This is a genomic window from Pseudomonas sp. TE3786 (genome assembly GCF_054057335.1).
Map to the genome: position 1 here is coordinate 378,353 of NZ_JBSRZF010000002.1, position 16,031 is coordinate 394,383.

15 protein-coding genes are annotated in these 16,031 nt (G+C 62.5%); 8 read left to right on the top strand and 7 right to left on the bottom strand.

The annotated features are described in order from the left end of the window. Nucleotides 1–6 precede the first annotated feature (6 nt). Nucleotides 7–1,005 carry a response regulator gene (locus ACVW0Y_RS04160; protein ID WP_457436255.1) on the bottom strand — a complete coding sequence of 333 codons (999 nt, stop codon included), beginning with the start codon at nucleotides 1,003–1,005 and terminating at the stop codon, nucleotides 7–9. 288 nt (nucleotides 1,006–1,293) lie between these two features. Here ACVW0Y_RS04160 and ACVW0Y_RS04165 point away from each other — a divergent pair, with 288 nt between their 5' ends. From ACVW0Y_RS04165 to ACVW0Y_RS04190, 6 genes are all read left to right on the top strand, one after another. Beyond that, nucleotides 1,294–2,115: a LuxR C-terminal-related transcriptional regulator gene (locus ACVW0Y_RS04165; RefSeq protein WP_457436256.1), complete on the top strand. Its 822-nt coding sequence runs from the start codon at nucleotides 1,294–1,296 to the stop codon at nucleotides 2,113–2,115. Between the two features lie 306 nt (nucleotides 2,116–2,421). Then, nucleotides 2,422–3,540: an ABC transporter ATP-binding protein gene (locus ACVW0Y_RS04170; RefSeq protein ID WP_457436257.1), complete on the top strand. Its 1,119-nt coding sequence runs from the start codon at nucleotides 2,422–2,424 to the stop codon at nucleotides 3,538–3,540. A gap of 57 nt (nucleotides 3,541–3,597) precedes the next feature. Then, nucleotides 3,598–4,740 (top strand): ABC transporter substrate-binding protein, encoded by a 1,143-nt coding sequence (locus tag ACVW0Y_RS04175; RefSeq protein ID WP_457436258.1) that lies wholly within the window; start codon nucleotides 3,598–3,600, stop codon nucleotides 4,738–4,740. 457 nt (nucleotides 4,741–5,197) lie between these two features. Next, entirely contained in the window at nucleotides 5,198–6,106 is a 909-nt protein-coding gene (locus tag ACVW0Y_RS04180; RefSeq protein ID WP_457436259.1) for an ABC transporter permease, read from the top strand. Between the two features lie 16 nt (nucleotides 6,107–6,122). Continuing rightward, on the top strand, nucleotides 6,123–6,929 hold the full coding sequence (locus tag ACVW0Y_RS04185; RefSeq protein WP_457436332.1) for an ABC transporter permease: 807 nt from the start codon (nucleotides 6,123–6,125) through the stop codon (nucleotides 6,927–6,929). 24 nt (nucleotides 6,930–6,953) lie between these two features. Continuing rightward, complete coding sequence (locus ACVW0Y_RS04190) at nucleotides 6,954–8,426, top strand: aldehyde dehydrogenase family protein (protein ID WP_457436260.1); 1,473 nt, start codon at nucleotides 6,954–6,956, stop codon at nucleotides 8,424–8,426. 119 nt (nucleotides 8,427–8,545) lie between these two features. On the opposite strand, the gene ACVW0Y_RS04195 is transcribed toward ACVW0Y_RS04190, so the two are convergent. The 6 genes from ACVW0Y_RS04195 to ACVW0Y_RS04220 all read right to left on the bottom strand — a co-directional run bounded on the left by ACVW0Y_RS04195 (nucleotide 8,546) and on the right by ACVW0Y_RS04220 (nucleotide 14,237). Further along, nucleotides 8,546–9,142 (bottom strand): GNAT family N-acetyltransferase, encoded by a 597-nt coding sequence (locus ACVW0Y_RS04195; RefSeq protein ID WP_457436262.1) that lies wholly within the window; start codon nucleotides 9,140–9,142, stop codon nucleotides 8,546–8,548. A gap of 65 nt (nucleotides 9,143–9,207) precedes the next feature. Beyond that, nucleotides 9,208–10,458, bottom strand: coding sequence for a TIGR03862 family flavoprotein (locus ACVW0Y_RS04200; RefSeq protein WP_457436264.1), 1,251 nt, complete (start codon nucleotides 10,456–10,458; stop codon nucleotides 9,208–9,210). A gap of 190 nt (nucleotides 10,459–10,648) precedes the next feature. Continuing rightward, on the bottom strand, nucleotides 10,649–11,350 hold the full coding sequence (locus tag ACVW0Y_RS04205; protein ID WP_457436265.1) for a CTP synthase C-terminal region-related (seleno)protein: 702 nt from the start codon (nucleotides 11,348–11,350) through the stop codon (nucleotides 10,649–10,651). A gap of 52 nt (nucleotides 11,351–11,402) precedes the next feature. Continuing rightward, on the bottom strand, nucleotides 11,403–12,497 hold the full coding sequence (locus ACVW0Y_RS04210) for an L-dopachrome tautomerase-related protein (RefSeq protein WP_457436266.1): 1,095 nt from the start codon (nucleotides 12,495–12,497) through the stop codon (nucleotides 11,403–11,405). Between the two features lie 133 nt (nucleotides 12,498–12,630). Beyond that, nucleotides 12,631–13,248 carry a PAQR family membrane homeostasis protein TrhA gene (trhA, locus tag ACVW0Y_RS04215; RefSeq protein WP_457436268.1) on the bottom strand — a complete coding sequence of 206 codons (618 nt, stop codon included), beginning with the start codon at nucleotides 13,246–13,248 and terminating at the stop codon, nucleotides 12,631–12,633. 80 nt (nucleotides 13,249–13,328) lie between these two features. Then, a complete protein-coding gene (locus ACVW0Y_RS04220) occupies nucleotides 13,329–14,237 on the bottom strand; it encodes a histone deacetylase family protein (RefSeq protein ID WP_457436269.1) in 909 nt (302 codons plus the stop codon). A gap of 81 nt (nucleotides 14,238–14,318) precedes the next feature. Between ACVW0Y_RS04220 and ACVW0Y_RS04225 the strand changes: the two genes are divergently transcribed. Both ACVW0Y_RS04225 and tesB read left to right on the top strand, forming a co-directional pair. Next, nucleotides 14,319–14,909, top strand: a complete 591-nt coding sequence (locus ACVW0Y_RS04225; protein ID WP_457436270.1) for a GNAT family N-acetyltransferase — start codon at nucleotides 14,319–14,321, stop codon at nucleotides 14,907–14,909. A 95-nt stretch (nucleotides 14,910–15,004) separates the two neighbouring features. Next, nucleotides 15,005–15,874, top strand: a complete 870-nt coding sequence (gene tesB, locus ACVW0Y_RS04230; RefSeq protein WP_457436271.1) for an acyl-CoA thioesterase II — start codon at nucleotides 15,005–15,007, stop codon at nucleotides 15,872–15,874. Nucleotides 15,875–16,031 lie beyond the last annotated feature (157 nt).

Genomic DNA, 16,031 nt, shown 5'->3' on the forward strand with positions numbered 1-16,031 from the left:
CGGGTCTCAGTTCATCAGGTAATTGATTTTGTAGGTCAGGCGCGGGATCGAATCTTCGGTGAACAACAGCAACAGGTCGAAGTGCACATCGTGGCCTTCCAGGCTGTAGCTGATCTCCACCGCCAGGGTTTTGCGCCAGCGTTGCTTGTTCACCGTGATCAGGCTTTCGATGGAACTGTGCAGGCCGAGCAGCTGCGGGTGGCCCTGGGAAAAGCGCACATCGATCTGCTCGGAAATGCCGCTCAGGCAGGCACCGATCAGGATGCTGGCCAGATCCAGAAGCATCTCCGACACGTCGTGCTCGTCCTTGGGCTGCCACTTGAACAGGCGGCCGATATCGGCGATCTCCGAGTCGTGGAACAGCAGCAGCGCCTCGCCGGCAATGCCGTCGCCGATAAATCCCTGGCACAAGGCGCTGTAGCGCTCGCCGCGCTGTGCGTCGGCCAGGGTCATATGCAACTCGCTGACCTCGAAGATATTCACGCTGGGCACCGGCAGTTCGACAAACACCCCCAGCACCTTGGCCAGCAACGCTGCAGCGCGGCCCATGGCGACGTTGTTGATCTCGCGCAGGGCATCGCGGAAATTCACCTTGAGCTCGAATTCCGGGCGCAGCGGAATATCCGCAGGCTTGGCCGGTTGGCCTAGCAGATTCAAGCGTTCGAGGGTTTGCCGGAGGGTTTCCGGCTCGGCCGGTTTTTTGATAAAGGCCAGAGCGCCGAGCTCCAGCACCCGGCGCATGGCTTCTTCCTGAACATCGCCGGAAACTACCACCACCTTGCTGGCCAGGCCTTCGGCGCGCAGGGCGGCGAGCACTTCGTAGCCATCCATCACCGGCATGGTCAGGTCCAGCAGCATCACCTGCCCCAGCCCCTGACGTAGAGCCTGCATGGCTTCCTGGCCGTGGGCGGCCTGGGTGATGGACACCGGCCAATCCGCGGGTAAGGAACGGATCAGCTGCTTGCGAGCCATCATGGAGTCGTCGCAGACCAACAGGGGAATCACTATCGCCGTACCACCCAGACCAAGAGAGTGAGCGGCCGCCGAGGCGGCCGAATGGAAGAAAGCATAGTCGCCCGGTTTGCTTGCCGCCCGATGCCGGCCAGGCGTTACCGGGAGTGACGTTTACTGGTGCCCGGCGAGCCAGGCTGGTGCGTAAACAGAGCCCGGCCGTTGCCTGCCGCGCCTGGGCTGGGGGTTGCCGGGGTGTGGCGCAAATCCTGCATTCTTGTTCGCTATTTTGAACATCTATAGTCGATGTTCCTCCCACTTCTCTGCCCATAGACGCCTGCCATGCGCCACAAGGACTTGAAACACTGGACCAGCGGATTCGCCCATTTGCTCAGTCTGCCTAACGGCCGTCCGCGGCTGCAGGGGCTTAGTCAGTGGCTGAAACAGATCTGCCCGGTCGACCATTTCGTGCTCTTTGTCTACGAAGGCAACCACCGGCCGTTGCCTCTGTTCGACACCTTTGCGGCGGACAAGCGCAAGGTTTATGTCGACGACTACCAGGTGGGTCCTTACCTGCTTGATCCCTTCTACCTGGCCTGCACCCGCAACCAGCCACCCGGCTTGTGGCGCCTGCGCCAGTTCGCGCCGGACCACTTCTATCTCGGCGAGTACTACCTCAACTATTACCAGCTCACCGGCCTGGCCGAAGAGGTGGCGTTTTTCGTCGACCTGGCTGATGGTGCCAAAGCGGTGTTTTCGTTGATGCGTAGCACCACCAGCCCGGCGTTTAGTCGGGATGAATTGCAGATGCTGGAATGCGCGGAGGCGGTGGTGAGCGAGGTGGTGCGTGGAGCCTGGCAGGAGTGCCGCGTGCAGCGGCCGGCGCAGGACCTGGACCATAAGATTCGCGCGGCGTTTGATGGGTTTGGGGCCCATAGCCTGACGGCGCGGGAGCAGGAGATTGTGCAGCTGCTGCTGCGCGGGCACTCCAGTGCTTCGGTGGCGGAGCAGCTGGAGATCAGTCCCGGCACCGTGAAAATCCACCGTAAAAATATCTACGCCAAACTCGGCATAGGCAGCCAGGCGGAGTTGCTAGGCTTATTTATTCGCGAGCTGGCCGGCTCCGAAGGCAGCGAAGAACTGATGCTGCGTACCGCTTCGTAAGCCCGCTTTTGATCTTGATCTGGCTTGTGATCTACCCGCCCCTTTAGCGAGGGAACCCGAAGCGCAGCGTAGGGCCCAGGTAGGGGCAAGCCCTTTTGGTTTCTTTTATGGCGACTGATAAAAGAAACTCGCGCGTAAGGCGCGAAACAAAAACGTCCAGCACACGCGGTAACGCAGAACACCTCCGCACCAAAACCACCAAAAGAAACCAAAACCGACCTCTATCCCCCAAGGGATATATACGCCCGCAAACCCCCATTGCTAGTTTCCCCTCACACGCACAAGAACCAGAACAAGGGGCGAGCGGTGAGCAATTCCAGCGAAGCATTCGATATCGAGTTCCGTCAGGTGGTAAAGCGCTACGGCACCACCCCGGCGGTCAACGGTGTGAGCTTTCAGGTGCGCCGCGGCGCGTTCCATTCCTTCCTTGGCAGCTCAGGCTGCGGCAAAACCACCACCCTGCGGATGATCGCCGGCTTCGAGCAACCTTGCGAAGGTGAGGTCTTGCTGGCGGGCAAATCCGTGGCTGGCGTACCGGCATTTCAGCGCCCGGTGAACATGGTGTTCCAGAGCTACGCCCTGTTCCCGCACCTGAGCGTGGCCGACAACATCGCCTACGGCCTGCGCTATCAAAACCCGCGCCCGGACAAGAAAGAACAACGCCGTCTGGCCGATGAAGCCTTGGAAATGGTGCGCCTCAGCGGTTACGGGCAGCGCAAGCCCAGTGAACTTTCCGGCGGTCAGCAGCAACGGGTGGCCCTGGCCCGCGCGCTGGTCAACAAGCCCACCGTGCTGCTGCTCGACGAACCCCTGGCGGCGCTGGATCGCAAGCTGCGCAAGGAAATGCAGTCCGAGCTGCTGCGCTTGCAGCGTGAAGTCGGCATCACCTTTGTGCTGGTGACCCACGACCAGGAAGAAGCGCTGTCGATGAGCGACAGCATCAGCGTGATGCAGGACGGCCTGATCGTGCAGACCGCCACCCCCGAACAACTCTACGAAACCCCGGCCAGCCGCTATGTGGCGGACTTTATCGGGGAGTCCAATCTGTTCAACGGTACGGTGCGCCGTATCGAGGGTGACAGCGTGGTGCTGGAAACCCCCCAGGGTCTGCAGTTGAGCAGCCCGCGCAGCCCCAGCGGCGCGGTGCTGAGCCCGCAGGTGCAAGGTTGCATCGCGGTGCGCCCGGAGCTGATCAGCATCGGCACCGCCAACACCCCGTTGGGCCGCGAGGTGACCCTCGCCGGGCAGGTGGAGGACCGCATCTACCTCGGCAACCTCACCGAATACCGCGTTCGTACCGAACCCTTTGGCATCGTCTGTGTACGAGTGCCGCGGGTGCGGGAACACCACCAGGCGAGTTTCGAACACGGTGCCGCCGTGCAGATCGGCTGGGACCAGGCCAACGGTCTGGCGATGGGACTTTGATAGGCGCAGTTCGGCAGGTCCACCAATAACTAACCGACACGTTCAAGGGGAAGCACTGTGGATAAGAAAGATTTCATCAAGACCATGCGCAGTTGGCAAAACGGTTCCATCACGCGCCGCGATTTCCTCGGTCGTACGGGCCTGGGTGTAGCCGCTGCAGTGGTCGCCAGCAACATGCCCGGCATCCTCACCAACAGCGCCTTCGCCGCCGAAAAAGGCTCGATCGGCGATCGCGTGGCCCTGGCCACCTGGCCCAACTACCACAACCCGGTCAACCTCGAAGCCTTCGCCAGCCAGACCGGTGCCAAGGTGCAGATGAGCGTGTTCGGCTCCAACGAAGAGATGCTCGCCAAGCTGCAGGCCGGGGGCAGCGGTTGGGATGTATTTGTGCCCACCAACTACACCATCAGCACCTATGTGGAGCTGGGTCTGATCGAGCCGCTGGATCTGACGCGCCTTTCCAACTTCGACCCTAACGCCTACGAAAAACGTTTTATGGAGCAGGGCATCGTCAACGGCAAGGTGTACGCCGTGCCGAAGAACTGGGGCACCACCGGGTTCGTTTACGACGACAAAAAGATCCCGGGCAAACCGGCGTCGTGGAAAGAATTCTGGGACCTGGCCAAAGGCCCGGCCACTGGTCGGGTGATGGTTCACGACTACCAGCTGACCGCCATCGGCAACGCGCTGAAATCCTTCGGCTACAGCTTCAACTCGCTGGATGAAAAAGAACTGGCCGACGCCGAGAAGCTGCTGATCGAGGTCAAGCCACACCTGTTCGCCATCAACTCCGACTACCAGCCGAGCATGCGCAGCGGCGATGCCTGGATGTCCATGTGCTGGACCGGCGACGGCTCGCAACTGCACCGCGATCTGCCCAACCTGCAGTTCACCCTCGGCAAGGAAGGCGGCGAATTGTGGAGCGATTTCTTCGCCATTCCCAAGGACGCCGAACACCGCGACGCGGCCTATGCCTTTATCAACTTCCTGCTCAACCCGCAGGTGAACAAGCTGGAAGTTGAAGCCCACGGCTACCCCAGCGGCGACAAACGCGTGGATGCGTTGCTGCCCAAGGCCATGCTTAACGACCCGATCATGTACCCGGCGGCCGAGTTGCTCAGCACCCTGGAATTCGGTGCGGCAGCGACCCTGACCAGCCCGGTGCGGGCCGAGTTGATGGCGCGGTTTAAAGCGGCGTAAAGCCAAACTCGGTCCCTGTGGGAGAGACTTCAGCCGCGATGCTCTTGATCTTTAAAAGCTCGCGGTTAAAGCCCCTCCCACAATGGATCGCGATCACATGTAGGAGCGACTTCAGCCTCGATGCTTTTGATCTTTAAAAGCTCGCGGCTAAAGCCCCTCCCACAATGGATCGCGATCACATGTAGGAGCGACTTCAGCCGCGATGCTCTTGATCTTAAAAGCTCGCGGCTACAGCTCCTCCCACAATGGATCGCGGTCACATGTAGGAGGGGCTTCAGCCGCGATGCTCTTGATCTTTAAAAGCTCGCGGCTACAGCCCCTCCCACAATGGATCGCGGTCACATGTAGGAGGGGCTTCAGCCGCGATGCTTTTGATCGCTAAAAGCATCGCGGCTGAAGCCGCTCCTACGGGAATGCGTAAAGAACAAAAGATCGGTTTATGCCCAAGGACTCTCCCATGAACATCGCCGTTACCGCCCCGCTGCCTGCGGTACAGGCGGCTGCGCCTAGTGCGCCGGCCAGCCTCGGTCGCCGTATCACCTGGCTGTTGCTGTTGCCTTCCACCCTGTGGTTCGTGCTGTTGTTGCTCATGCCGCTGGTGGTGATTCTGCTGTTCAGCCTGGGTGAGCGCAGTGCCGTGGGCGGTTACAGCCCGGCTTTCACCTTTGCCAATTACCTCAACCTGGCCTCGCGCGCCGCGGCGTTCAGCAACACTCTGGTGCTCGCGCCGTTGGGTACTTTGGTCTGTTTGTTGGCGGCCTACCCGCTGGCTTATTTCCTCGCGGTGAAGGTCAAGCGCAACCGCTCGTTGCTGCTCACCCTGGTGATAGTGCCGTTCTGGACCAGCTTTCTGATCCGCACCTATGCGTGGATTTTCATCCTCAGCGGCAAGGGTATTCCGGCGCTGCTGGCCAGCCTCGGTCTGGATGATGTGCGCCTGATCAATACGCCGACGGCGGTGCTGATCGGCATTGTCTACGGCTACCTGCCGCTGATGGTGTTCCCCATCTACGTCAGCCTGGAAAAACTCGACAAGCGCTTGCTCGAGGCCTCCCACGACCTGGGTGCCGGTGCCTTCGAAACCTTTCGCCGGGTGACCCTGCCGTTGTCGGCACCGGGGGTGATCACCGGGGTGATGCTGGTGTTTATCCTGCTGATGGGTGAGTTCCTGATTCCGGCGATTCTCGGTGGCGGTAAGGTGTTTTTTGTTGGCAACGCGCTGGTCGACCTGTTCCTGCAGTCGCGCAACTGGCCGTTCGGCAGTGCCGTGGCGATGACCCTGGTGGCGATGATGCTGGCGATCATCGCGGTGTATCTGAAACTGGTGGCGCGCTACGGCGGCCGCCAGCAAGACGGGATGCTCTGAGATGAATGACAAGGCTTTGTGGCTGCGCGGCTACTCGACGTCGGTCTACCTGTTTCTCTACGCGCCCATCGCGCTGATCATGCTGTTCAGTTTCAACGCCGGGCGCAGTGGCTTGTCGTTCGAGTGCTGCTCCACCCAGTGGTTCGGCAAGGCATTCGGCAACCCCTTTATCATGGAGGCGTTGGGCAATAGCGCGCTGATCGCCCTGTGCTCGGCACTGCTGGCGACCCTGTTCGGCACCCTGGCGGTGTTCGGTTTGCAGCGCGTCAGCGGGCGGGTGCGGATGATCTTCGATGCCCTGACCTACTGCGCGATCATCGTGCCGGGCATTGTTATCGGCATCGCCACGCTGATCGCCTTTATCACCCTGTTCGACCTGTTCAACCCGCTGCTGGCGGCGCTGGACATGGGCATTGCGAAACTGCGCATGGGCTTTTTCACCGTGATCGCTGCGCACTCGCTGTTCACCATGGCGTTGGTGATGGTGATTGTCCGCACCCGTGTCGATGCCCTCGACAAGGCGCTGCTGGAAGCCTCCGCCGACCTCTATGCGCCGCCGCTGGAAACCTTCTGGCGGGTGATTCTGCCGCAGATCGCGCCGGCGATTCTGGCCGGGTTTCTGTTGGCGTTCACCTTCAGCTTCGACGATTTCATCATCGCCTTCTTTGTCGCCGGCTCGGAAACCACCCTGCCGATCTACATCTTCTCGTCGATCCGCCGTGGCATCACCCCGGAGATCAACGCCATATCCACGGTGATCATCCTTGCCTCGCTGGCACTGCTGTTCACCTCCCGTTATCTGCAAGGGCGCCGAGCCGCCTAAGCCCGGCCGTACAAGGAGAGAGCGATGCGCGATCAGTTGTATATCAACGGCCAGTGGGTGAACCCGGACCTGGGCGGTTATTTCGAGACACTCGATCCGGCCACTGAAGAGGTGATTCAGCGCGTGCCGGCCGGCAGCGAAGAAGATATCGACCATGCGGTAAGGGCTGCGCGGCGGGCGTTCGACAATGGCTGGGGACAAACCAGCGGTGCTGAGCGTGCCGATTGGCTGGAGGCCCTGGCCAGTGAGCTGGAAGGCAGCCAGGACGCCCTGGCCCTGCTGGAGGTGCGCGACAACGGCAAACCGTTGCCCGAGGCGCAATGGGACATTGGCGATGCCATCGGCTGCTTCCGGTATTACGCCGGGCTGGCCCGTGAACTGGATCAGCAGCAGAACGAGCCACTGGCGCTGCCGGATGAGCGTTTCCGTTGCCATATCCGCCGCGAACCGATTGGCGTGGCGGGGCAGATCATTCCCTGGAACTACCCGTTGCTGATGGCTTCGTGGAAGGTCGCGCCGGCTCTGGCTGCGGGTGCCACGGTGGTATTGAAACCCTCGGAGCTGACGCCGCTGACGGCCCTGGAACTGGCCGCCGCCGCCGACCGCATCGGCTTGCCGGCGGGGGTGCTGAATATCGTCACCGGCCTGGGTGCCGATGCCGGCAGCCCGCTGAGTCAGCACCCACAGGTGGACAAACTGGCCTTTACCGGCAGTGTGCCGACCGGGGCGAAGATCATGTCGGCGGCAGCCGCCGATATCAAAAACATCAGCCTGGAGCTGGGCGGCAAATCGGCGTTTATCGTGTTCGACGATGCCGATATCGACGCCGCCGTGGAGTGGATTCTGTTCGGTATTTTCTGGAACCAGGGTCAGGTGTGCAGCGCCACGTCGCGCCTGCTGGTGCAGCAGGGTATCGCCGGGAAATTGCTTGAACGATTGGTCGAGGCGGCACGCGCCATCACCATCGGCAGCGGCCTGGAGCAGGGCGTGTTGCTCGGGCCGTTGGTGAGCAAGGGGCAGTTGGAAAAGGTCATCGGTTTCATTGAGCAGGCCAAGCTCAGTGGTGCCAAATTGCTCACTGGTGGCAAGCGCCCGGAGCATCTGCAACGCGGCTACTTTATCGAGCCAACCATCTTCGATGAGCCGGCAGAGAACAGCATTATCTGGCGCGAGGAAGTGTTCGGCCCGTTGCTCTGTGTGAAGCGTTTCAACAGCGAGGAAGACGCCATCCGCATGGCCAACGCCAGCCGCTTCGGCCTGGCCGGTGCGGTGATGAGCGCTGACCCGCAGCGTGCCACGCGGGTGGCCAATGGGCTGCGTGCCGGCATTGTATGGGTCAACTGCTCACAGCCGACGTTCAACCAGGCACCCTGGGGCGGCATGAAGCAGAGCGGTATCGGCCGCGAGCTGGGGCGCTGGGGCTTGGATAACTATCTGGAGGTGAAGCAGGTGACCGAGTACATCGGCACGCAGCCTTGGGGCTGGTACCTCAAATAGCCAGTCGTATCGAGGTCTGTAGGAGCGGCTTGCGCCGCGATTGGTCGGGCCTGGAAACGGTGGGGCTCGATCAAGCGCGTCGCGGCTGAGCGGAGTGCCGCACCGGCCGCTTCTACGGTTCACGGACGTTCCATGTAAATGTGATCTGGCACGCCAGCCAATGTAGAAGCCCGCTGCACCACCACTTCAAACCCCAGCCGCTCATACAGCGCCTGGGCCAACGGATTCTCTGCCGAGACATCCAGCGCCGCCTTGGGCAGGCCGCGGGCGCTGCCGAGTTTGAGGAAGTAGTCGATCAACTGGCTGCCGATGCCCTGGCCCGTCAGGCCGGTTTGCACGCCCAGGTGGGCGAGGTAGTTCAGGCCCTTTTTCGGCGGCTTAATCAGATGCTCCATCTGCAAGCCCCGGTAGATAACGCCGAGCGAATTCCATAGCCCGTAAAACCGCAGTATCTGCCAGGTGGCAGCGAGCATATTGCGCAGGTTGGCCTCGGCGCTGATCAAGGTGCCGGCCACCACCACTTGCCCATCCAGCTCGCCCACCCAGTGTTGGCGGTGGCTGAATTGCCCATATTTGCCTACGAACACCTGCTGCAGAAAGTCCTGCACGCGGTGTGCGCCAAATACGTAGTTGAAAGCGGCCGGGCCGGAGCTGTAGATCAGCGGGATAGCCGCGGCCACATCATCGGGACGGGCAGGGCGGAAGGTCAGGGACATGGCGGCCTCGTGCTAGCGGGAGAGTGGTAAATCTAGCACGATGGTTCCAGGTTGTGGCGGGGGCTTCAGCGCAGCCAGTCGAGTACACCCAAACCCGCGGCCCGGCCGCTGGCGAAACAGGCGGTGAGCAGGTAGCCGCCGGTAGGCGCTTCCCAGTCGAGCATCTCGCCGGCGCAGAACACCCCGGGCAGTTGCTTGAGCATCAGCTGGCTATCCAACGCCTCGAACGGCACGCCACCGGCACTGCTGATGGCTTCGTCCAGTGGCCGGGTGCGCACCAGGGTCAGGGGCAGGGCTTTGATCGCCTGCGCCAGTTTTGCGCTGTCGGCGAAGGTGGCGGCATCGGTGAGTTCGCGCAGCAGGCCGGCACGCACGCCGTCCAGGCCGAGGGCGCTGCGCAGGTGGTTGCTGATGGATTTACTGCCACGGGGTTTATTCAGCAAGGCCAGCACCTGCTCCGGGCTTTTCTGCGGCAGCAGATCGAGCTGCACGGTGGCGCTGCCGGCGCGGTTGATGGTGTCGCGAATCGGTGCCGACAAGGCGTATACCAGGCTGCCTTCCACCCCTTGCGCGGTAACCACGAATTCCCCCAGGCGCGGCGGCTGACCGGGCAGGGCAATGGCGCAGGACTTCACCGGCGCGCCAGCGAATTTGTCGTTGAACACCGCACTCCAACCCTCCACCTCGAAGCCGCAATTGCTCGGCTGCAGCGGTGCCAACGCCACCCCGCGCTCGGTCAGCAAGGTCTGCCAGGCACCATCGGAACCCAGCCGTGCCCAGCTGCCGCCGCCCAGGGCCAGCACCACGGCGCGTGCCTCGAGGGCCTGTTCGCCGGCGCTGCCGGCGATCCGCAGACGGCCATCGGCATGCCAGCCCAGCCAGCGTTGGCGGGTGTGGATAACTACGCCGTGTTCACGCAGGCGTTTGAGCCAGGCGCGCAGCAGGGGCGCGGCTTTCATATCGGTGGGGAACACGCGGCCCGAGGTGCCGACGAAGGTGTCGATGCCCAGGTTGTGGATCCAGGTGCGCAGGTGGTCGGCGTCGAAGTCTTGCAGCAGGGTGCTGAGTTCGCGGGCCCTGGGGCCGTAGCGGGTGAGGAAGGCGGCTTTGGGTTCGGCGTGGGTGATGTTCATGCCGCCTACGCCGGCGAGGAGGAATTTGCGGCCGACTGAGGGCATGGCGTCGAAGAGTTGGACTTTTTGCCCTGCCAGGGCCAGGACTTCGGCGGCCATCAGGCCGGCGGGGCCGCCGCCGATGATGACGATGGGGGGAGCGGTTGTGGTCATGGGGATGGCTGCGGGGGAGGTTGGCGGCATTCTAGCTGAGAGTGTTCGTCGCTTGCTGGGGATTGGTTTTGCGTCCTGCCCATGTGGTTGTCTCGTACAGCCCCAACCTTGGCCCAACGTGACTCTCGCGGCTCCCGGCCGCTCAACAACTCCACTCGACCTGCGCTAATGGGGCGGGCATATCACACGCCAGATCAAAGGCTGAAAACGTGTTTGCTGATTACTGCGGTTGGTCTGCTGCTGCTTGGATAAATGCTTGGATGATTGGTGGCACGCTGCCTTGCAGGGCGCTGCGTTCGGGTTGGAAGAGGGTGCCGACGAAGAAGGGGTGGCCTTCCAGTTCGATGCCGCGGGCGTCGCCTTGGTCGTCGCGGGCGGTGATGCGTAGGGGGCCGCTGCTAAGGGCTTGGGCGAAGTCGGGGTTGAGGCCGTAGCGGCAGTGGTAGCCCTCGGTGATGCGCTGGCGGCCATAGGCGTTGGCCAGTTGCGAGTCGGCTGTCAGTTCGATGTCGCCGCTGACTTCCACCAGGCTGCAGCTAAGCGGGGCGATGACTTGGCGTGTGGCGTGGGGGTGGGTTTCGGCGTGTTCGGCGTCTGCCCAGCCGAGGACCGCGCGGGCGTATTCGAGTAGGGCATGTTGGAAGCCGCCACAGCTGCCGAAGAAGGGTACCTGGCGTTCGCGGGCGTAGCGGATGGCGAACAGGGCGCCATCCATGTCGCGGTAGGGGGTGGCTGGTACCGCCCACAGGCCGTGGTATTCGGCCAGGTGTTTGTGCCCCGGCAGGCTCTCGGTGGCCAACCATTGCGGTTGCACGCTGACGCCCACTGCCGCGCCAGCCAGGGCCAGGGCCTTGGGGATGGCTTGGTGGGCGATGACGTCGGCGTTGTAGTCGCCGATCAGACCGATATGCAGGGTGGGCATGGGGAGCTCCGCAGGTTGGGTTAGGCGTTAGCCCCACCCAACCTACCCCCATTTATTTCCCAGGCCAAGATGGCCCAGGCCAAACCCGCATTACCAGGTAGGGCGGTTTGCCGCCGTCTTCGGCACCGCTGAAGGCCGGGGTTTTGTACAGCTGATTGACCGAGATATACAGCCAGCCGTTGCCGCTCTGGTGCACGCTGTCCGGCCAGTCTAGGCGGGCATCGCGGACCAGCGGGCGGAGGCTGCCGTCGGGGTTGAGAACGTCGATGCCGCCGTCGTTGACGTTGGTGAAGAAGTGCCGCCCCTGGGCGTCGGTAGCAGCGCCGTCGGAGACCGGTTTGGGCCCTACGCGGCTAATGGCGGCACCAATCTGCTGGTCGCTGGCGCCATCACGCAGCAGTTTGGTCGGCACTGAATACCAGGTTTTGCCATTCATGGCACCGAAGAACAGGGTGGCATGGTCGGCCGACAGGCTCAGCGGGTTGACCGCTACGCTGGCCGGTTTGCCCTGGAACTGTATGGCTTTGCCGGCGATGACCATCTGGGCATCCGGCTCGGCTTGCAGGGCAGGATGGCCGCTGAAGCGCCGGGCCTTGCCGCTGGCGATTTGCACGGCGATCAGGCCGGGGTTGGCGATGTCGGCCAGGTAGATCCAGCCGGCTTTGTCGTCCACGGCCAGGTCCTGGATAAAGCTGCCTTTGGGCGCGATGGCCTGGGGCAGTTCGATACGGTACAGCTCGCGGCCACTGGCGATATCGAAGGCCCACAGGCGGGTCTTGCCCAGGTTCAGGCCCATATCCGTTATCCATAGGCGGTTTTTGCCGTCGACGGCGATACCCAGGGGGCTGTCGATCTGGGCGTCGTTGGCGGCGCCGGTGCCGCGTTGCAGGCTGGCGTTGGGCCAGGCTTTGTAGCTGTTGCGGCTGGTGATTTCGATCAGTTGGGCAGTGGTGGGGGCACCGAGGGGATGCACCGTGGCGAACACGCGATCATGGGCGGCGGGGGCAACGTTGCCAGGGCGGATCGGCAGTTCGGCGACCACTTGCAGTTCGCCGGTCTTGGGCGCGGCAAAGGCCACATTGAGTGTGCTGAGGCTCAGTGCCAACAAGGCGAGACTGGTGCGCAGCGGGTGTGAGCGGTACTTCATGGCAGGGCTTCCTGTTCAACCAAAGAGCTGCCGGTAGGCAGTGGCAGCCAGCTTGGCGCTGACGCGATGGCTGAAGAAGCGGGGCGGCGTTGAACCTCTTTCAAGAGGCAAACGAAAGTTGCCGGATGTGTCCTTACAGCACGTACAGCAGAATCGCGACAAAGTGCAGCAGGCTGCCGGCCATGACGAACAGATGCCAGATCCCGTGCCAGTGGCGAAAGCGGCTGTCATTGGCAAAAAAGATGATCCCCACGGTGTACAGCACACCGCCGCCAGCCAGCCATTTGAAGCCGGTCATGCCCAGGGCGGCGATCAGTGGCTTGACCGCGATCAGCACGATCCAGCCCATCACCGCATAGATGATCAGCGACAGCACCCGCGCTTCGGAGCGCGGTTTGATCTCTTGCAGCATGCCCACCAGCGCCAGGCCCCAGACGATGCCGAGTAGCGTCCAGCCCCAGGGGCCGCGCAGGGTGATCAGGCAGAACGGCGTGTAGCTGCCGGCGATCAGCAGGTAGATGGACAGGTGATCGAGCTTTTGCAGCAGGCGTTTTTTCGGCCCGCTGATGCTGTGGTAAACGGTGGAGATGCTGTAGAGCAGCACCAGGGTGAGGCCATATACGGACACCCCGACAATCTTCCAGGCATCGCCGCTGAAGCTGGCCAGCACCAGCAGCCAGACCGCACCAATGGCGGCCAATACGGCTCCGACCAGATGGGTCCAGGCGTTGAATTTTTCTCCGTGGTACATCGAGTTTTGCCTTTGGTGATTGAGCGTAACCGCGTCTGGACGTGTAGGAGCGGCTGAAGCGGGGTGCCGCCCAGCCGCTCCTACGATTGCCAGACCCGGTGGGCGCTGTGATGAAGAATCCCATGGCGCTTGGCCAGGGCCATGCGGTCTTTGTCGTAGCCGCCGCCGATTACGCCCATCACCGGAATATCGCGGCCCAGGCAGTGGCGGATAACGCGTTCATCGCGTTCGGCCAGGCCCTGGTCGGTGAGTTGCAGATAACCCAGGGCGTCATCCTTGTGTACATCGACACCGGCGTCGTACAGCACCAGGTCGGGTTGATACAGCGGCAGCAGGTAGTTGAGGCTGTCATCCACCACCCGCAGGTAATCCTCGTCGCCCATGCCCATCGGCAGGGGAATGTCCCAATCGCTTGCGGCCTTGCGCGCGGGGAAATTCTTTTCGCAGTGCAGCGACACGGTGATCGCCTCCGGCGTGTCGGCCAGAATCCGCGCGGTGCCGTCGCCCTGGTGCACGTCGCAGTCGAAGATCAGCACACGGTTTACCCGCCCGGCTGCCAGCAGGTAGCGGCTGATGATCGCCAGATCATTGAAGATGCAGAAACCGGCGGCATGGTCGTAGTGGGCGTGATGGGTGCCGCCTGCCAGGTGACAGGCCAGGCCGTGCTGCAGGGCCAGTTCGGCGGTCAACAGTGAGCCGCCCACGGCCCGTACGGTGCGCCGCGCCAGGGCTTCACTCCAGGGCAGGCCAAGGCGCCGCTGTTCGTCGTGGCTGAGCTGGCCGCTGAGAAAGCGCTCGATATAACCGGGCTCATGGGCCAGGGCGAGAATCTCGGCCGGGCAGATTTCCGGGCGAATCAGTTCGGCGTCGGTGGTCAGGCCGCTATCCACCAGGTGCTCGCGCAGCAGGCGGAATTTTTCCATCGGAAAACGATGGTTGGCCGGGAAGGGCGGGCTGTAGTCGTCGTGATAGACCAGGGGCAGACGCATACACTCAACCAGATAAAAGAGGCCGCCAGTATCCCCGTCAAGCTGGGCGACCTCAAGCCAGATGCCGTAGAGGAAACTGCCATGGGTGAAATCATCGAACTGCAAACCGAACGCCTGCTGCTGCGCACCTGGCGTGATGAGGACTTGCTGCCATTTGCCGAGATGGTCGCCGACCCTATGGTGATGCGGTATTTCCCCGCCACCCAGAACCGCGCCGAGGCCGCCGCGCTGATCGAACGGGTGCATGCCCATAGCGCTGAGCATGGCTTTGGCCTGTGGGCCCTGGAGCGCAAGGACAACGGCGCTTTTATCGGCTTTACCGGGCTTGGCGTGGTGGGCTTCGACGCGCCGTTTTGCCAGGCCGGGCGGCCCACCATCGAGATCGGTTGGCGCCTGGCCCGGCACGCCTGGGGCCAGGGCTTTGCCAGTGAAGCGGCGCGTGCGGCGCTGGCCTGCGCCTTCGAGCATTTGCACGTGCCGCAGGTGGTGGCCTTTACCGTGCCGGCCAACCGGCCTTCGCGGGCGGTGATGGAGCGCATCGGTATGCAACGTGACCCCGGGGATGACTTCCTGCATCCCAACCTGCCTGCGGACCATCCGCTGCGTCCCCATGTGCTGTATCGCCTCAGGCGTGAGCAGTGGTTGGCGCAAAAGCCGCCGAGGTTGGACTGATGGGCACCGGCCTTTTTTGCTGTGATAGCCGACAGCGGCGGGCAAAGTCTTTACCATTTCACCCGCCTGAATAAATGCGTGATGAGGAATAACCGATGAGCCAACTACTCGATGATCTGGTGGCCTTGCTGAGCCTGGAGCAGATCGAGGAAAACATGTTCCGTGGCGTCAGCCAGGACCTTGGCTTTCGGCAACTTTACGGCGGCCAGGTGCTCGGCCAGTGCGTGTCGGCCGCCAGCCAGACAGTGGAAGCCGAGCGGCATGTGCATTCCCTGCATGGCTATTTTCTGCGCGCTGGCGATGCCAGTCTGCCGGTGGTGTACCTGGTCGACCGCGTGCGTGATGGCGGCAGTTTCAGCACCCGGCGAGTGACGGCGATCCAGAAGGGCGCGCCGATCTTTACCTGCAGCGCCTCGTTTCAGAATGATGAGGAAGGCCTTAGTCACCAGTTGCAGATGCCCGATGTGCCTGGCCCGGAAAACTTCCGCTCGGAAACCGAGCTGGCAGGCGAAGCCGCCGCGTTTATTCCCGCGCGCATGCTCGAACGTGCTACCAGCCCCAAACCCATCGAGATCCGCCCGGTGATCACCGGTAACCCTTACGAGCCGGTGGTGCGTGAGCCGGTGAAGTACGTGTGGTTCCGCGCCGACGGCACCCTGCCGGACGAGCGCCAACTGCACAAATACCTGCTGGGCTATGCCTCGGACTTCAACCTGCTGACCACCTCGATGCTGCCCCATGGCGTCTCGGTGTTTCAGAAGTTTATGCAGGTGGCCAGCCTCGACCACTCCCTGTGGTTCCATGCCGACCTGCGCATGGATGATTGGCTGCTGTATGCGATGGACAGCCCCTGGTCCGGCAATGGTCGCGGTTTTGCCCGCGGCAGCATCTTCAACCGCGCCGGTCAGTTGGTGGCCTCGGTGGCGCAAGAAGGGCTGACCCGGGTTCGCGAAGATTGGCGTTAAGCCGCCGCAACAAATTACCCGCTGGCGCAGAACACCTCTGCTCTTCCCCTTAATGGTGGGGAACAGAGGTGTTTCGCAATCTGAATGTTGCTGGTTATAGCCAGCGGCGATAGGAGTTAGTGGGGGTAAGTTGCTCTGTTAGCAATAAAGTTGCGAT

What these genes read in the sequence shown, in the direction of transcription:
- ACVW0Y_RS04190 (WP_457436260.1), top strand. Translation starts at nt 6,954, where the DNA reads ATGCGCGATCAGTTGTATATCAACGGCCAGTGGGTGAACCCGGACCTG.
- tesB (WP_457436271.1), top strand. Translation starts at nt 15,005, where the DNA reads ATGAGCCAACTACTCGATGATCTGGTGGCCTTGCTGAGCCTGGAGCAG.
- ACVW0Y_RS04225 (WP_457436270.1), top strand. Translation starts at nt 14,319, where the DNA reads ATGGGTGAAATCATCGAACTGCAAACCGAACGCCTGCTGCTGCGCACC.
- trhA (WP_457436268.1), bottom strand. Translation starts at nt 13,248, where the DNA reads ATGTACCACGGAGAAAAATTCAACGCCTGGACCCATCTGGTCGGAGCC.
- ACVW0Y_RS04210 (WP_457436266.1), bottom strand. Translation starts at nt 12,497, where the DNA reads ATGAAGTACCGCTCACACCCGCTGCGCACCAGTCTCGCCTTGTTGGCA.
- ACVW0Y_RS04205 (WP_457436265.1), bottom strand. Translation starts at nt 11,350, where the DNA reads ATGCCCACCCTGCATATCGGTCTGATCGGCGACTACAACGCCGACGTC.
- ACVW0Y_RS04195 (WP_457436262.1), bottom strand. Translation starts at nt 9,142, where the DNA reads ATGTCCCTGACCTTCCGCCCTGCCCGTCCCGATGATGTGGCCGCGGCT.
- ACVW0Y_RS04220 (WP_457436269.1), bottom strand. Translation starts at nt 14,237, where the DNA reads ATGCGTCTGCCCCTGGTCTATCACGACGACTACAGCCCGCCCTTCCCG.
- ACVW0Y_RS04165 (WP_457436256.1), top strand. Translation starts at nt 1,294, where the DNA reads ATGCGCCACAAGGACTTGAAACACTGGACCAGCGGATTCGCCCATTTG.
- ACVW0Y_RS04200 (WP_457436264.1), bottom strand. Translation starts at nt 10,458, where the DNA reads ATGCCGCCAACCTCCCCCGCAGCCATCCCCATGACCACAACCGCTCCC.
- ACVW0Y_RS04180 (WP_457436259.1), top strand. Translation starts at nt 5,198, where the DNA reads ATGAACATCGCCGTTACCGCCCCGCTGCCTGCGGTACAGGCGGCTGCG.